Below are 15,359 nucleotides of genomic sequence, written 5' to 3' on the forward strand. Positions count from 1 at the left end.
TCAGGTGACCCAATCACCCCTGGATGCCTTGCCGATCCGCGAGGAGCTGAGGGGACAGCAGCCCTACGGCGCGCCCCAGCTGAACGTTGCGGCCATGCTCAACGTCAACGAGACCACCTACGACGTCCCCACTGAGGTGGTCGAAGCCATCAGCAGTCAGGTGCGCGCTGCCGCCCAGCGGCTCAACCGGTACCCCGACCGCGAATTCACGCTGCTGCGTGAGAAGCTCGCTGCATTCCTCAGCGCCGAATCCGCAGTCCCGGTCACACCCGAGCAGATCTGGGCCGGCAACGGCTCCAATGAGGTGATGCAGCACATCCTGCAGGCCTTCGCCGGCCCGGGCCGCAGCGTCATGGCCTTCCCGCCGACCTATTCGATGTATCCGCTCTACGCCCGCGGGGTCTACAGCGACTACATTCCCGGCACCCGCAGCCCGGATTTCACCCAGTCCGCCCAGGACGTCGCCGATCAGATCCGCCGGCACCGCCCGCATGTGGTGATCCTCTGCTCACCGAACAACCCCACCGGCACCGCGCTGGACCTGGAGGTGGTGGAGGCTGCCTATCGGGCTGCCGAAGAATCCGAGACCATGGTGGTGGTGGACGAGGCCTACGGCGAATTCCGGCAGCCCGGCACCCCCTCAGCCCTGCAGTTGCTGGAGGGGCGGCCGCGACTGATCGTCACCCGCACCATGAGCAAGGCCTTCGCCATGGCCGGGGGCCGGGTGGGCTACATGGCCGCCGCTGCCGCAGTCACCGACGCGCTGCGCCTGGTGCGGCTGCCCTACCATCTCTCAGCCGTCACGCAGGCCGCCGCCTGCGCCGCCCTGGACCACGCAGAGGTCCTGATGGGCAATGTGGAGCGGATCAAAGCCCAGCGGGATCGGATCGTCACCGAGCTGGAGGCCATGGGCCTGACCCCTCACCCCTCGGATGCCAACTTCGTGTTCTTCGGCGGGCTCGACGACGCCCATGCCGCCTGGGAGCACCTGCTCGATGACGGCATCCTCATCCGCGACGTCGGGATCCCCGGACACCTGCGCGTCACCGCCGGCACCCCAGAGGAGACCAGCGCCTTCCTGGACTCCCTGCGCCGCTACCTCAACCGATAGGATGGACCCCTTATGGGAGCAGAAGCAGTCCCCGGGCGCGGTGAACCCTCACGCGCAGCCCAGATGGAACGCACCACCAGCGAATCGCATGTCTCCGTGCGCCTGGACCTCGACGGCACCGGCAGCTCACAGATCAGCACCACTGTGCCGTTCTACGACCACATGCTCACCGCACTGGCCAAGCATTCACTCATCGACCTGACCGTTGAGGCAGAGGGCGACACCCACATCGATGTCCACCACACCGTGGAGGACACCGCCATTGTGCTCGGCGAGGTGCTGCGCACCGCCCTGGGCGAGAAGCGCGGGATCCGCCGGTTCGGCGAAGCCACCGTCCCGCTGGACGAGGCCCTGGCCCACGCCGTCGTCGACGTCTCCGGACGGCCCTACCTGGTGCACACCGGAGAGCCTGAAGGCCAGCAGTACCACCTCATCGGCGGACACTTCACCGGGTCCATGACCCGCCACGTGTTCGAATCCATCACCTACCACGCCGGCATCTGCCTGCATATGCGGCTGCTGGCCGGGCGCGACCCCCACCACATCGTCGAAGCCCAGTTCAAGGCCTTCGCCAGGGCGCTGCGCGCTGCCGTGGAGTCCGACCCCCGCACCGACGAGATCCCCTCCACCAAGGGAGCGCTGTGAGCCCGCAGCCCCAGGTGGCAGTGCTGGACTACGGCTCCGGCAATGTGCACTCGGCAGTGCGCGCCCTGCGTCGCGCCGGCGCCGAGGTCGAGCTCACCCAGGACGCCCAGACCATTCTCAACGCCTCCGGACTTGTGGTGCCCGGCGTCGGGGCCTTCGCCGCCGTGATGGAGGCGCTCAACCGGATCGGCGCACCACGCTGGATCGGCCGCCGCATCGCCGGCTCCCGGCCGGTGCTGGGAATCTGCGTGGGCCACCAGGTGCTCTTCGAACGCGGAGTCGAGCACGGCATCGCCGCGGCCGGGCTGGGGGAGTGGCCCGGGGAGGTCACCGCCCTGCCCGAGGACGTGGTGGTCCCCCATATGGGGTGGAACACCGTGCGGCCGCCCGAGGACACCGTGCTCTTCGACGGGCTGGCGGATCAGCGGTTCTACTTCGTGCACTCCTATGCCGTGCAGACCTGGGACTTCGACCAGACCAGTGCCGCCATCGCCCCTCCGAAGGTCACCTGGTCCCACCACGGAACGGACTTCGTGGCCGCGGTGGAGAATGGGCCCCTGTCAGCCACCCAGTTCCATCCCGAAAAATCCGGCGACGCCGGCATGCAGCTGCTGCGCAACTGGATCACCTCACTCTAGACCCGCCGAAAGAGACCCCATGAGCCACACCCCCTCCGCCGAACCGAGCCCCAACGCGCCCTCCCAGGCAGCCTCCACCCAGCGCGCTGAGACCCACAGCGCCCAGAGCGGGCCCGCCGCTGCTCAGGCCGCCGCCCCCAGCACCCGTTCCGGCAGCGTCCCCGCGCTTCAGCTGCTGCCCGCCGTCGACGTCGCCGACGGCCAAGCCGTCCGCCTGGTGCAGGGCGAAGCCGGCTCCGAAACCAGCTACGGCGACCCCCTGGAGGCCGCCCAGACCTGGCAGGACCAGGGGGCCGAATGGATCCACCTGGTGGATCTGGACGCCGCCTTCGGCCGGGGTCACAACCGCGAAGTGCTGGCGCGGGTGGTCGATCAGATCGGCATCAAGATCGAACTCTCCGGCGGAATCCGCGATGACGAGTCCCTGGAACGAGCCCTGGAGATGGGCGCGACCCGGGTGAATCTGGGCACCGCGGCCCTGGAGGACCCGGAATGGACCGCCTCTGCCATCGCCCGCCACGGCGAAGCGATCGCCGTGGGACTGGACGTGCGCGGAGAGACCCTGGCCGCCCGCGGATGGACCAAAGAGGGCGGCAACCTCTGGGAAGTCCTCACCCGGCTGGAGGAGGCCGGCTGCCCCCGCTACGTGGTCACCGACGTGACCAAGGACGGCACCCTGCGCGGTCCCAACACAGAGCTGCTGACAGCGGTCAGCGCGAAGACCAACCGCCCGGTGATCGCCTCAGGCGGCATCTCCTCGCTCGAGGATGTGGCGGCACTGGCCAAGATGGTCTCCTCCGGAGTGGAGGGCGCCATCATGGGCAAGGCCCTCTACGCCGGGCGCTTCACCCTGCCGGAGGCGCTGAAGGTGGCCGCCGACTCCGCATGAGTCCCGCAGCCGAGGGTCGGCAGCTTCCGGCCCATATCGCTCACCTGCTGGCCAGCAGACCCTCCAGCGCCGGCGGAACCACCGGCGGTGAGGACCCTGGGCACGCGGAGGACGCAGCAGCCGCCCACCACGCCGCCGCTGATTCGGCGGGCATCCCGTGGGCGGGCCGTGACCTCAGCGGCGAGGGCAACCCGCTGCACACCTTCGACGGCGACGACGGCCGCACCCCGCCCGCGGTCGCCCAGGCCCGAAGCCGGCTCATAGCCGGGCAGATCAGCGAGGCCGAGTTCGTGGCCGCGCTGGCCGGCCAGCGGCTCTTCGCCCCGGTGCTGGCCACCGGAAGTGCGGACGCCGAATCCGGGGACAAAGAGGCGGAGATCTCCCTGGTCTCGCTCACCACACCAGATGGTCGCCGCGCGCTGCCGGTGTTCACCGACGTGGAGGCGCTGACCTCCTGGCACCGGCAGGCGCGCCCGGTCGCGGCTGAGGCCGAACGCATTATGCTCGCCGCTCTGGCCGAGGAAGCCGACCTGGTGGTGCTGGACCCGGCCCGGCCAGAGACCCCAGCCGAGCTGACCTACACCATCCGCCGGCCCGCGGTCGAAGCCCTGGCCCAAGGACGGGACTGGCGGCCCAGCTACCTCGACGCCGAGCTGGCCGATGCCCTGCAGGGCATCCCGGAGCAGTGCCCCGGAGTCGCGCGGCTTCAGCTGCGGCCTCATCCGGGCATCCTGACCACCAGCAGATCCGGAGAGCGAGTGCTCGGCGGCGGACACGGCCCGGAGCTCAGCATCGGGGTGGAGGTGGAGCCGGACTGCGACCCGGTGGACCAGCGGCTGGCGCTGGCCGCAGTCCAGGCGTCCCTGCAGGAGATCGACCTGCTGCGCCGTCGGGCCGATTCGGTCCACGTGGAACTGGTGCAGACCTGACCGCTCGCCGCTCAGTCCAGGGTGTCGGCCTGCTCCACTGTGGTGTGGATCTGCTCGCAGATAGCGCGCAGATCTTCGGCCTGCGCATCATCCAGCGCGGGGTGAAAGAGTTTCCGGATGTGCTGAGCGTGGACGGCTGAGGCCTCGGCGAAGACGCGCCGGCCCTCCTGCGTCAGCCGCGCTGTCATGCCGCGCCGGTCGTTCTCGTCGGTGCAGCGGTCGATCAGTCCGCGCGCGGCCAGCGACTTCACCTGATAGGACAGCCGAGAGGGCGAGAACACCATCTTCTCCGCCAGCTCACCCATGCGCAGCTGATTGCCGGTGGCCTCGGAGAGCAGCAGCAGCAGGTTGTAGTCGCTGAGCTTCAGGCCGGTGGCGGCGTGCAGCAGCTTCTCCATCCGGTCGGTGATCAGCGCGGAGGTTTCGAAGAACGCCCGCCAGGCCCTGGCTTTGGGGGTGAAGCCCGTGAGATCGCGCCCCGAGGTGGGGGGCGCCTGTGCGCCGTGGTCACCACTCACCGAAGCTTCCCTTCCGTCACACATGTTCCTAACAGCTGCGGGCCCTATAGGGCAGCTCGTTCAGTCTACCCATAGGGCCCGCAGCGCAGTCAGGTGTGGGAGGCGGCTCAGCGGTCGACGTTGACCACCTCTGCGTTGGTGACGTCCACGTAGACCTCGACGTCGTTGGTCAGCTCGATCTGGTAGACCACAGTGCCGTCCTCCTCATCGAGCTCACCGGAGTGGACATCGGCTTCGCCTTCGGTCTCGGCGGCCTCCAGGGCTTCGGCAATGTCGATCTCCACGGCCTGGGCCTTGCGCTGGTCATCCGAGTCGATGCCATCGTCCTCGGTGTCGATGATCTCGAAGGTTTCTGCGTCGACCTCCAACTCCCACTCGGTGCTGCCGTCGAAGACGAAGACCTCCACATAGCTGCCCTCGTCGTCGAACTCGGTGATCACCCCGTCGGGATACTCCGCCAGCACGGCCTCCAGGGCCTGGTGGACAGCAGAGTCGCCGGCCTCACCGGTGGCCTGATCCGTTGCCTCGGCAGTCGGCTCCTCGGTGGCCTCATCAGTCGGCTCGGTCTCCGCCGGTGTGGTCTCCTCTCCGGCGGCGTCGTCGGGAGTCGCTTCTGTCTGGTCTTCGGTCTCCACCTGGCCCTCGGCGTCACCGGCAGGGGCGTCTTCGGTTTCCTCGGGTGCGCAGGCGGCCAGGCCCAGCGCGGCGACGGCGGCCACGGACAGAACGGACAGGTACCGGGGGGTGCGTCAACTCAGTGCTCATACACCCATGATTAGTGAGGCAGGCTCACCGCTGACCGGCAAAACGCTGAAAGGCGGCTGACATGAGAAAAGTCTCATGCGGCACGTCTGCCGGTCTCCGTGCCGGCGGCCGGCTTGGGCTGCTGCGCCCAGCGGTTCTGGTCAGCGCCAGCGGCGGTGTTCTGCCTGTGATCGGGCAGGGCCCACTGCACCAGCACCGGACCTCCTGGGCGAAGGTGAACTGCGCGGCCGGGCACCGGTTGCTCCAGGACTGGCACGACGACGCCCAGGGCTTCACCCTCGCTGCGGCTGACCGGGCTGAGCAGCACGTTGCTGCCCTGGGCGCGGGCGCGGTGGGCCCACGGCAGCTGGGTGAGCACGGCCGGCTGCGGGACGGCGGAGGCCACCACGCGCACTCCCTGGGCCAGGGCCTGCTCGATCTGTGCGTGCTCCTGGTCGGTGCAGCGGTGGGCGTCGTCGATCAGCAGATGATCCGGTCGCTGCTCCAAGGCGCCGATCTGGCCGGTGCCGCCGCGCACCAGCGCCGTGTTCTGCAGCCGGGCTGCCAGAAGCTGCAGGCAGGTGCTCTTCCCGGTTCCGGGAGACCCGAGAATGAGATTGGCCGGCCCGGGGGTGTATACCGCCGGCGACCAGTCGAACTGCTGCACCCCGACCACAGCACCCCCACCCGCCTGCGGAGTCCTCGGCAGCTCCGCGACAGGCAGCAGCCCCGGCAGCGGGCGCACCCGCAGCAGAGGCGCGGCGGCGTCGGGATCGGCGGCTGGAGGTGGGGCAGAGGTGACCAGCTGAACGGTCAATCCCGGCGAACCCACGCTGGGGCTGATCAGCACCCCGCGGCCGGGGAGCGGCTCGCAGGTGCGCAGCTGGGGCCACAGGTAGGTGACCTCCTGGCTGGAGGCGAAGGGCAGGTAGACCTTATGCGGGATGCGGCCCGCCAGCCGGCCGACGGCCAACTCCCGACCGCCGCTGAGCAGCACCGAGATCCCGCCCTGTGGTCCCTCCGCGGCGAGCGTGCCCAGATCATGCTCCCAGCCGGCGGCCGCACTGGACTGAGCCAACGCCGCCCACTGGCTGTAACCGGTCACCACCAGCAGCAGCGGCCGGCCGGCACAGCCAGGATCGAGACGACGTCGTGACAGCTCCTGGCACAGCTGGCGCAGACAATGGGCGGCCTCGGCCGCGTCCTCCTCGGTCAGCCAGGCGCCCACTCGGGGATGGTCGGCCAGGCCCGCCAGGCTGCGGTCGCCGTCGAACAGATACACATCCGCTTCTTCCCGGGCCTGGAAAGCGGCCATGAACTGGGCAGCGGCGGCGGCAGCGGCTGCCGAACCCGAGGCCGGAGCCTCGCCGATGAATGCCCAGCACTGAGGTTCCGCCGGATCAAGCCTCAGGTCACGCTGCTGCTGGGCAGCCGGGTCGTCGATGCGACCCAGCAGGACAGTTCCGGGCATCGGTGTCAGCTCCTCGTGAGCCTCCAGATGGTCGGGAAGCGGCGGAAGCAGCGGCGTGTGCCGGCGCCGCTGGCCGCGTCGGTCAAGCTCCTCTCGCAGCATGGCGACGATCTGGCCGGTGTGCGTGAGTGGGCCGTGCTCGGAGTGCGGGGACTGCGCGTCGGATCCACTCGCTCCCGGGGCGTCTGCGCTGCGGTGCTGCGAGGACCCGGTCGGAAACTTAGGCGCCAGACGCAGCGGAGCCTTGGCGGCCTGCAGCAGCGCCGTCTGAAACTCGGTGACCGGCTCACCGGGACGTCGCAGCAGCGCCCGTCCTGGAAGACGGCGGGAGATCGATGCAGCGGTGGGCTCTCCGATGACGTCGCGGGACTCATCCTCGCTGCGCATCCGCAGCGCGATGCTGGCCCCGATATTCGCCCGAATGTCTGCGGTGACCACTCCCTGCGGGCGCTGCGTGGAAAGCACCAGATGCAGTCCCAGGGAGCGGCCGAGCGTCGCCAGACGCATCAGTTCATCCAGCTGATCGGGCAGTTCGTGGGCGAAGATCCGGAACTCATCGATGACCACCAGCATTCGCGGCAGAGGATCTGAACCGGGCTTTCTGCGGTATTCGCCGTAGTCGCCGGCCCCGGCGGCGAGGAACAGGCGCTCCCGGCGGGTCAGTTCGCTGCGAATGCCTTCCAGAGTGCGTTCGGCCGCTGCCTGAGAAAGGTCAGTCACGACCCCCAGCACATGCTCCAGCTCCGCCATCTGGTGGAAGGCGGCCCCTCCTTTGAAATCGATCAGGACCAGGGCCAGCTCCTCGGGCCCGTAGCGGGCGCACATCGACAGCAGAATCGTCTTCAGCAGCTCAGACTTTCCCGAGCCGGTGGTTCCGGCGATGAGCGTGTGCGGCCCATCTTCAACCAGATCCAGCTGCTGCCCGCCTGTGCGGCCCGGTCCCAGTACCGCCAGGAGGGAGTTGACTGCGCTGCCGCACAGCAGAGGGCCCTGGAGGGGCTGCGCAGCGTGATCGGGCAGCTGGCTGCTGAGGGCGCCCTGACGAAGGTGACGCAGTGCCAGCCGGCTGAGCTGGCGAAAGGTGGAGACGCTGAGACCGTCGAAGCGCAGGGCTTCGGCCTCCGGGCGGTCCAGGTCGCTGGTCTCCGCGGCGGCGGTGCGCCGTCGGATGCGGCGTTCTGCCAGGTCGATGCTCCAGCCCGGCATCCCTGCGCCACGAGCCGGTCCCGCGCCCGGGAGGATCAGATGCCAGCCCGAACGGCGCAGCCGCTCGGTCTCCGTCTGCTCCAGGGGGCGGCTGCTGATCAGCACGGCGCTGCCTGCGACCGGAGGGTCGCCGATCTGCTCGCTGGCGAGGCGCAGGTGGCAGCGATGGGCATCGCGCAGCTCAGGAATCCACAGGCCGTCATCCTCCCTGCTGAGCACCGTGATGTGAGTGGGGACAGGACTCAGCAGCAGCTGCAGCAGAATCCAACGCAGCAGCCGGTGAGTCTCCCGGTCAGGACCGCAGATGAGCGTCACCTCTGCTGCGGTGAGATCCAATCCGGCGGCGGTCTCGACCTCAGTCTCGCGGCCGGCAGAGCTCGCATCGACCAGGGCCTGGAGCCGGCCCCGGCCCGCTCGCACGGCAGGGTGCTCCGCCGCACTGGAACCCAGTGTGACGTTGGCCGATCCGCTGCGCAGAAGTTCGGCAGCCCGGCCGGGAGAGGGAAGGACCTGGTCGTTGGCCGCAGCCCATTCGGAGGCAGCCTGGGCCACTGCCCGTCGGTAGCGGACTCGGCGTCGACGCCCCTGCAGGAAGATGGCCGAGGCCACCAGGGCGCTGGCGGCACTGAACAGCAGGAAGAACCACATGCCGGTCACCACCACCAGGACGATGCCGGCCGCCAACGGTACGAAAGCGAAAGCGAGCATCATGGTGTGGCGCGCTTCCGGTTCGCGTTCGCCCACGCTCACTTCCTCGGGTGGCCAAGCCCCCGGCAGGTGCGGATCGGGCGCCTCGAGGCTGAGCCGGAGGACGCTGTCCCCGCGCTCCAGGGCCTCGCCGGCGGTGATCTCGCACCCGGGGTCCTGAGCGTCCTTCCTCAGCCGGACTTCGCGAACCCCGACATCCAGAAGCGCCTCCTGTCTGGAGAGTGCGGCATCGGCAATCGGCACATCGGTGCGTCCGCGCCCAATCGTGCAGCGGCCCCGGCGCAGCGGAATCAGCCGCCCGGAGTCGGGACCGGCCTCCACGCAGAGCGAGAGACCCGGACTCCGCAGGGGATTCAGCTCAGCACCGGGTCGGCTGAGGAGAACCACCATTCCAGGGTGAATGAGCTCAGAACCGGCAGGCAGCTCGTGAAGAAGGCGTCCGTCCACGCTGAGCTGCAGCTGGGGACATTCAGCACCGAGCACAGTCTCCACCCAGCCGCGCACGGCCGCGGCAAGCTGCCGGCCGGTGATGAGATGGGGCACCGCTGCTGCATCCGCAGTGAGCCGGAGAGCATGTGGGTCCTCGGCGGGCGCGGCGCGCCGAAGTCGGCGCCATTGGGCGGAGCTCACCGCCCCTGGAGCGTGCACGAGGCTCAGCGAGAATCGCACATCCAATCTCCTCATACTCTTGACACTACGACTACATGGCGGGAAACTACATCAAAAGTAACCAAAAGTCAGTGCAAGGTCCCATTTGTGGATAAGGCGAGAACTTTCTCCACAAGTGCTGGGCAGGGGCTACCCGAAGTCTCAACGTGTCGCTAGGGTGGTGAGGCAACAACGCCTCAGCATCGTCCAGCAGTCGGTACATGACACGCGATTGGAAGGAGAGCGCTGGTGGACGCACTTGCCGTCGTCGAAGAACAGGTGCGTGAAACCATCCGTGCTCGCGGGATTGATCCGGCCGAAGACACCGAGACGGTACGAAGCATTGTGGAGGCGGCCGTGGCGGAGTATGACCGGCGCTCTATGGTCTCTTCGCTCCCGCTGCTGGGGGATGTGAATCAGGCGGCTTCGAAGATCTTCGACGCCGTCGCGGGCTTCGGCGAACTGCAGCCGCTGCTGGACGATCCGGAGATCTCAGAGATCTGGTGGAACCAGCCCGGCCAGGTCTTCGTGGAGCGGCGGGGGCATCCGGAGCTGACCTCGGTGTCGCTGAGCCGAGCCATGGTGCGGGATCTGGTGGAGCGCATGCTGAAGTCCTCAGGCCGGCGGCTGGACCTGTCCTCGCCGTTCGTCGATGCCGCACTGCCGGACGGTTCCCGACTTCACGTCGTGATCCCAGACATCACCCGCCGCGAGTGGGCGGTCAATATTCGGAAGTTCATCGCCCGGGCCAGCTCGCTGCAGGACCTGGTGTCCTGGAACTCCCTGACACCCCAGGCCGCGGAGTTCCTGGGGCACTGCGTGGCAGCCGGGCTGAACATTCTGGTCTCCGGGGCCACCGGTGCCGGCAAGACGACGATGCTCAACGCGCTCACCGGGTCGATCGGCCCCCGTGAGCGTGTGGTGACGGTGGAGGAGATCTTCGAGCTGCAGGTGCCACTGCGGGATGTGGTCGGGCTGCAGTGCCGCCAGCCGAATCTTGAAGGCCGCGGAGAGATCCCCCTGCGCCGGCTGGTCAAGGAGGCACTGCGCATGCGGCCGGACAGACTCATCGTCGGGGAGGTGCGCGAGGCCGAGAGCCTGGACATGCTTGTAGCGCTCAATGCCGGGCTTCCGGGGATGTGCAGCCTGCACGCGAACTCTGCCCAGGACGCCCTGACAAAGATCTGCACGCTGCCGCTGATGGCCGGAGAGAACATCTCCCGCAGCTTCATCGTGCCGACGGTGGCCTCCTGCATCGACCTGGTCGTTCACTGCGTACGAGGTGCTCAGGGCCGCTATGTGCAGGAGATCCTCGGGGTCGGCTCCCGCGTAGAGGACGGAACTATTGAGACCACCACGCTGTTCAGCCATGACGGCCAGCAGCTGCGCCCCCGTCCCGGAGCAGTCTTCGAAGACAGGAGGCTCAACGGTCGGGCGCGCTCTCTGCTCCAGGAGGCCGTCACATGATGTGGCTTCCTGCGGCGGCGGCCGGACTCGGCCTGGGAACAGGACTCCTGCTGATCTTCGGATCGCTGACCTCGGAGCGGGCCAGTTCCGCCAGACAGCGCCGCGCGTCGCGCCGGATCCGCACACTCCTGGACCAAGCCGGGCATCAGAACCTGCCTGTCTCGGCTCCGGTGACGGCCACCGCTCTGAGTGCCCTGGCGGGCTTCGCGGCGGTCTATACGCTGACCCGCACCGGGCCGGTAGCGCTGTGCTTCGCGCTCTTCGCCTCTGCTCTGCCGTGGGTGGTGCTGCGCTGGCAGGCCTCACGACGGCGGGAGGCCCTGGCGGAGGTCTGGCCGGATGTGGTGGACCACCTGCGCTCAGCGATCCGCTCGGGGCTCTCCCTGCCGGAGGGTCTGATGGAGCTCGGCCGCGCAGGCCCGGAGCCGCTCCGCGAGCCGTTCGCTGACTTCTCCCGGGATTGGCGGTCCGGGATGGCGATGGGCCCGGCCCTTGCCCGGCTGAAGGACCGCCTCGCCGATCCGGTCGGAGACAGAATCATCATGGCACTGCAGATCACCCGGGAACTGGGCGGCACCGACCTGGGGAGGCTGCTGGGGACCTTGGCGGACGTCCTGCGGGAGAACGCCCGGACCCGCAGTGAGCTCCGCGCCCGGCAGTCCTGGACTGTCAATGGGGCGCGCATCGCGGTGGCAGCTCCGTGGTTCGTGGTCCTGCTGCTGGCGACCCGCCCTGAAGCAGCCGAAGCGTATCGCGGACCTGCCGGGATGGCAGTACTCGGTGCCGGTCTGCTGGTCTCAGTGATCTGCTACCGCATCATGCTGCGCATCGGCGCCCTGCCGCGTGAGGAGCGGGTGCTGGTATGAGTGCACCGCTGATGTGGGCAGCCCTGGCCGATATCGCTGGAGCCGCCGGCCTCCTGCTGGCTATTCGGGCACTGCCCATCCTGAGCCAGCCGCGCATGGTCGAGCGCATTGCGCCCTATGTCCGCTCGTCCCTTCCCCCTGAGGCAGAACTGCGGCCGCCCGCAGCCTCCCTAGGCGCCGCAGCACAGATCCTGACACCGACCCTCAACGTCGCGCTTCGGCAGCTCGACCGGTTCAGCGTCAACCAAGATCAGCTCCGCCGCCGACTGGTCCAGGCCGGCTTGGAGCTCAGCGTGTCCGACTACCGGCTGCAGCAGCTGATCAGTGCCGCCGCGGCGGCCGGCATCGCGCTGCTGGCTGTGCTGGTCTCGGCCGCCGCCGGACGATTCCAGCTGCTGATGGCAGCGGCAGCGGTCACCGCCGCGGCCATCATAGGAATCTTGCTGCGGGACCAGGCGCTGGCCGCCCGGATCCGGCGGCGGCGCGCCCGCATGATTGCAGAGTTTCCTACCATTGCGGAAATGCTCGCCCTGGCCGTCAGCGCGGGTGAGAGCGCCCCGGGAGCCTTTGAGCGGATCAGCCGCACCGCCCGCGGAGAACTCGCCGGCGAGTTCTCGCAGGTCATCCGCCACGTCAAAGCAGGGGAGACCTTCACCGAGGCGCTGCGGGCGCTCAGCAGTCACACTGACGTCCCGCAGATCGCACGCTTCCTTGAAGGTTTGGTGGTCGCCGTTGAGCGCGGCACACCGCTGGCCGAGGTTCTTCGCGCTCAGGCAGCCGATGTGCGGGAAGTCTCCAAGCGTGAACTCATGGAGGCGGCTGGGCGCAAGGAGATCGGGATGCTGGTTCCGGTCGTCTTCGGGATCCTACCGCTGACCATCATCTTCGCCATCTTCCCGGGGCTTTCCCTGCTTCAGATAGGACTGTGACTCACCACTGAAACGAAAGGAAGAACTCATGTCACGCCTGAGGAACCACTTCGCTCAGCTGCTCGCCGAGGACCGCGGCGACGTGCCGGGGTGGGTGATGATCACGCTGATGAGCGCGGTGCTGGTCGCCGGCCTCCTCGCCCTGGCCGCCCCAGCATTCGAAGGCCTGTTCAATCAGGCGATCGACCAAGTCAGCCGGTGAGTCTCCGCGGCCGCCGAGCGCCGGACGAGCGGGGGTCGGCCACTGCTGAATTCAGCATGATCGCCGCCCTGCTGGTGGCACTGTCTTTGGCCGTGGTGCAGATCGCCGGCATGGTCCACGTGCGCAACACCCTCATCGACGCCGCCTCCACCGGTGCCCGGTTCGCCGCCCTGCACGACCGGACTGCAGAAGACGGCCTCGAGCGCACCCGAGCGTTGATCGCCAGTTCGATCTCCGACAGGTATGCCAGAGACATCCGCTACGACTACCGCAGCGCGGAGGATGGGCGCGTCGTCCGGATCACCGTGCGCGCCCAATACCCGGTTCTGGGGATCTTCGGCGGCGTCGGCGAGATGGAGGTGACGGGCAGCGCCTATGAGTATCCGTGACGAATCCGGCTCCGCACTGGTGGAGTTCATCGGCCTGGGCACCCTGCTGCTGATTCCGGCGGTCTGGTTCCTGCTCGCCGTCGCGCAGGTACAAGCCGCCTCCTACGCTGCGGTGGGCGCCGCGGATCAGGCCACCAAGATGTATGTCGCCGCCGGGGTCCCGGAGCCGGAGCGTGCCGCCCGCAGCGAAGCCGCCGTCGCCGCGGCCCTGGACGACTTCGGCCTCAGCACCGAGCAGAGCCAGCTGCACCGCGACTGCAGCCCGAACTGCACCAGCGAGGGCGCGGTGATCAGCCACACCGTGGAGATCCACGTACCGGTGCCGCTGCTGCCGCACCCGCCCGGATTCGAACACCGCCTGGTCACCGTGACCGCCACCGCCTCCGACATCAGGACCGACAGCCCATGACGCGCGCAGTGCACAGCGATGAATCAGGTCAGACGACGGTGCTGATCCTCGGGGTGGTGGCCGTGGTACTGATGCTGACCGCCGCCATCATTTCGGCCACCTCCGTGAATCTGGCCGCCCGCCAGCTGCTGGCTGAGGCCGATGCGGCCGCCTCGGCAGCCGTCTACGCGGCGCAGACCGGCGGCACGGTGCCCCGGGCCAGCTCCGCAGAGGTGCTGGAGGCGGCTGAGGAGCACCTGCTGCGCTCGGGAGCCCACCAGCGGCACACGGAGCTGCAGGTCAGCCGGGCCTGGACCTCCGACTCCGGACAGACGGTGCATGTGGAGCTCACCGCCACAGCGGAGCTTCCTGTGCTGCGGTGGGTGCTGCCGGCCCAGGTAGAGGTGACCGCCGACTCCCACGCTCGGGTCACCGTCCACCGCTGAGCCTGAGCGAATCGAGAAGCTGCGACCGGTATCGTGGTCACGTTATGGCAGACACAGACTTTCCCGCCGAGCTCGCCGAACTGCGCGATACGCTGCGGCGCATCACCGATGTGATCGATATTGAGGCGCTGCAGGCCGAGGTCTCGAGCCTGGAGCAGCAGGCCGCCGATCCGAACCTGTGGGACGACCAGACCAACGCGCAGCGGGTCAACAGCCAGCTCAGCCACAAGCAGGCCCAACTGGATCGGGTCACCAAACTGGGCCAGCGCATTGATGACGCCGAGCTGATGGCAGAGATGGCCGCCGAAGAGGACGACGACGACGTCCTGGCCGAAGCTGCCCAGGAGCTCGGCTCGATCCGCAAGGCGCTGGAGTCCCTGGAGATTGTCACCCTGATGTCGGGGGAGTATGACGAGCACGACGCCGTGGTCACCATCCGCTCCGGCGCCGGAGGGGTCGACGCCGCTGACTTCGCCGAGATGCTGCTGCGCATGTACACCCGCTGGGCCGAGCGCCGCGAATGGGACGTGAAGGTCCTCGACACCTCCTACGCCGAAGAGGCCGGCCTGAAGTCGGCGACCTTCGAGATCAAAGCCCCCTATGCCTTCGGCACCCTCTCGGTGGAGGCCGGCACCCACCGGCTGGTGCGCATCTCCCCGTTCGACAACCAGGGCCGGCGCCAGACCAGCTTCGCCGCCGTGGAAGTCATCCCCCTGCTGGAGGGGACCGAGTCGGTGGACATCGATGAGAACGACCTGAAGATCGACGTCTTCCGCTCCTCCGGACCCGGCGGACAGAGCGTGAACACCACCGACTCCGCAGTGCGGATCACTCACCTGCCCACCGGCATCGTGGTCTCCATGCAGAACGAGAAGTCGCAGATCCAGAACCGGGCGGCTGCCATGCGCGTGCTGGAGGCCCGCCTGCTGCTGCTGAAGAAGGAGGAGGAAGCAGCAGAGAAGAAGGAGCTGGCCGGAGACATCAAGGCCAGCTGGGGGGATCAGATCCGCTCCTATGTGCTGCACCCCTACCAGATGGTCAAAGACCTGCGCACCGGCTACGAGGTGGGCAACACCTCTGCGGTGCTCGACGGCGACCTGGACGGCTTCATCGAAGCCGGTATCCGCTGGCGGGCGCAGGGCAGCGACGGCGAGTAGCGCCCCAG

Annotated in this window: 16 protein-coding genes; 13 read left to right on the forward strand and 3 right to left on the reverse strand. The window is 68.5% G+C overall.

Annotation, left to right across the window (positions count from 1 at the left end; translation table 11 throughout):
* The first annotated feature begins 4 nt into the window (after positions 1–4).
* From Q1K09_RS05815 to Q1K09_RS05835, 5 genes are read left to right on the forward strand one after another with little or no spacing between them, the layout of a single operon-like run.
* Complete coding sequence (locus Q1K09_RS05815) at positions 5–1,111, forward strand: histidinol-phosphate transaminase (protein ID WP_300343950.1); 1,107 nt, start codon at positions 5–7, stop codon at positions 1,109–1,111.
* Positions 1,112–1,123: 12 nt separating this feature from the next.
* The gene (gene hisB / locus Q1K09_RS05820) at positions 1,124–1,756 is read left to right on the forward strand and encodes an imidazoleglycerol-phosphate dehydratase HisB (RefSeq protein ID WP_300343951.1); all 633 of its coding nucleotides are present in this window, start codon (positions 1,124–1,126) and stop codon (positions 1,754–1,756) included.
* Entirely contained in the window at positions 1,753–2,394 is a 642-nt protein-coding gene (hisH, locus tag Q1K09_RS05825; RefSeq protein WP_300343952.1) for an imidazole glycerol phosphate synthase subunit HisH, read from the forward strand. The genes hisB and hisH overlap by 4 nt, the downstream gene beginning before the upstream one ends.
* Positions 2,395–2,413: 19 nt before the next feature.
* Positions 2,414–3,283 (forward strand): bifunctional 1-(5-phosphoribosyl)-5-((5-phosphoribosylamino)methylideneamino)imidazole-4-carboxamide isomerase/phosphoribosylanthranilate isomerase PriA, encoded by an 870-nt coding sequence (priA, locus tag Q1K09_RS05830; RefSeq protein WP_300343954.1) that lies wholly within the window; start codon positions 2,414–2,416, stop codon positions 3,281–3,283.
* Positions 3,280–4,212 carry an SseB family protein gene (locus Q1K09_RS05835; protein ID WP_300343955.1) on the forward strand — a complete coding sequence of 311 codons (933 nt, stop codon included), beginning with the start codon at positions 3,280–3,282 and terminating at the stop codon, positions 4,210–4,212. Before priA ends, Q1K09_RS05835 begins: the two co-directional genes overlap by 4 nt.
* Positions 4,213–4,223: 11 nt before the next feature.
* On the opposite strand, the gene Q1K09_RS05840 is transcribed toward Q1K09_RS05835, so the two are convergent.
* From Q1K09_RS05840 to Q1K09_RS05850, 3 genes are all read right to left on the reverse strand, one after another.
* Positions 4,224–4,730: a MarR family transcriptional regulator gene (locus Q1K09_RS05840; RefSeq protein ID WP_300343956.1), complete on the reverse strand. Its 507-nt coding sequence runs from the start codon at positions 4,728–4,730 to the stop codon at positions 4,224–4,226.
* 107 nt (positions 4,731–4,837) lie between these two features.
* Complete coding sequence (locus Q1K09_RS05845) at positions 4,838–5,449, reverse strand: PepSY domain-containing protein (protein WP_300343957.1); 612 nt, start codon at positions 5,447–5,449, stop codon at positions 4,838–4,840.
* 119 nt (positions 5,450–5,568) lie between these two features.
* Positions 5,569–9,402, reverse strand: a complete 3,834-nt coding sequence (locus Q1K09_RS05850; protein ID WP_300343958.1) for an FtsK/SpoIIIE domain-containing protein — start codon at positions 9,400–9,402, stop codon at positions 5,569–5,571.
* 354 nt (positions 9,403–9,756) lie between these two features.
* Between Q1K09_RS05850 and Q1K09_RS05855 the strand changes: the two genes are divergently transcribed.
* The 8 genes from Q1K09_RS05855 to prfB are packed head-to-tail and all read left to right on the forward strand — an operon-like array spanning position 9,757 to position 15,351.
* The gene (locus Q1K09_RS05855) at positions 9,757–10,974 is read left to right on the forward strand and encodes an ATPase, T2SS/T4P/T4SS family (protein WP_300343959.1); all 1,218 of its coding nucleotides are present in this window, start codon (positions 9,757–9,759) and stop codon (positions 10,972–10,974) included.
* Positions 10,971–11,840, forward strand: a complete 870-nt coding sequence (locus tag Q1K09_RS05860; RefSeq protein ID WP_300343960.1) for a type II secretion system F family protein — start codon at positions 10,971–10,973, stop codon at positions 11,838–11,840. The genes Q1K09_RS05855 and Q1K09_RS05860 overlap by 4 nt, the downstream gene beginning before the upstream one ends.
* A complete protein-coding gene (locus Q1K09_RS05865; RefSeq protein ID WP_300343961.1) occupies positions 11,837–12,769 on the forward strand; it encodes a type II secretion system F family protein in 933 nt (310 codons plus the stop codon). The genes Q1K09_RS05860 and Q1K09_RS05865 overlap by 4 nt, the downstream gene beginning before the upstream one ends.
* A 28-nt stretch (positions 12,770–12,797) precedes the next feature.
* On the forward strand, positions 12,798–12,971 hold the full coding sequence (locus Q1K09_RS05870) for a hypothetical protein (RefSeq protein WP_300343963.1): 174 nt from the start codon (positions 12,798–12,800) through the stop codon (positions 12,969–12,971).
* On the forward strand, positions 12,968–13,360 hold the full coding sequence (locus tag Q1K09_RS05875; RefSeq protein ID WP_300343964.1) for a TadE/TadG family type IV pilus assembly protein: 393 nt from the start codon (positions 12,968–12,970) through the stop codon (positions 13,358–13,360). Before Q1K09_RS05870 ends, Q1K09_RS05875 begins: the two co-directional genes overlap by 4 nt.
* Positions 13,347–13,769: a hypothetical protein gene (locus Q1K09_RS05880; RefSeq protein ID WP_300343965.1), complete on the forward strand. Its 423-nt coding sequence runs from the start codon at positions 13,347–13,349 to the stop codon at positions 13,767–13,769. Before Q1K09_RS05875 ends, Q1K09_RS05880 begins: the two co-directional genes overlap by 14 nt.
* A complete protein-coding gene (locus Q1K09_RS05885; RefSeq protein WP_300343966.1) occupies positions 13,766–14,194 on the forward strand; it encodes a hypothetical protein in 429 nt (142 codons plus the stop codon). The genes Q1K09_RS05880 and Q1K09_RS05885 overlap by 4 nt, the downstream gene beginning before the upstream one ends.
* A 44-nt stretch (positions 14,195–14,238) precedes the next feature.
* On the forward strand, positions 14,239–15,351 hold the full coding sequence (gene prfB / locus Q1K09_RS05890; protein WP_300343967.1) for a peptide chain release factor 2: 1,113 nt from the start codon (positions 14,239–14,241) through the stop codon (positions 15,349–15,351).
* Positions 15,352–15,359 lie beyond the last annotated feature (8 nt).

This window comes from Nesterenkonia sp., from assembly GCF_029265375.1.
Lineage (GTDB): Bacteria > Actinomycetota > Actinomycetes > Actinomycetales > Micrococcaceae > Nesterenkonia.

Bases quoted from the DNA above. Each gene is read 5' to 3' on its own strand.
- hisB (WP_300343951.1), top strand. From the start codon at position 1,124: ATGGGAGCAGAAGCAGTCCCCGGGCGCGGTGAACCCTCACGCGCAGCC.
- priA (WP_300343954.1), top strand. From the start codon at position 2,414: ATGAGCCACACCCCCTCCGCCGAACCGAGCCCCAACGCGCCCTCCCAG.
- Q1K09_RS05835 (WP_300343955.1), top strand. From the start codon at position 3,280: ATGAGTCCCGCAGCCGAGGGTCGGCAGCTTCCGGCCCATATCGCTCAC.
- Q1K09_RS05860 (WP_300343960.1), top strand. From the start codon at position 10,971: ATGATGTGGCTTCCTGCGGCGGCGGCCGGACTCGGCCTGGGAACAGGA.
- Q1K09_RS05865 (WP_300343961.1), top strand. From the start codon at position 11,837: ATGAGTGCACCGCTGATGTGGGCAGCCCTGGCCGATATCGCTGGAGCC.
- Q1K09_RS05870 (WP_300343963.1), top strand. From the start codon at position 12,798: ATGTCACGCCTGAGGAACCACTTCGCTCAGCTGCTCGCCGAGGACCGC.
- Q1K09_RS05880 (WP_300343965.1), top strand. From the start codon at position 13,347: ATGAGTATCCGTGACGAATCCGGCTCCGCACTGGTGGAGTTCATCGGC.
- Q1K09_RS05885 (WP_300343966.1), top strand. From the start codon at position 13,766: ATGACGCGCGCAGTGCACAGCGATGAATCAGGTCAGACGACGGTGCTG.
- prfB (WP_300343967.1), top strand. From the start codon at position 14,239: ATGGCAGACACAGACTTTCCCGCCGAGCTCGCCGAACTGCGCGATACG.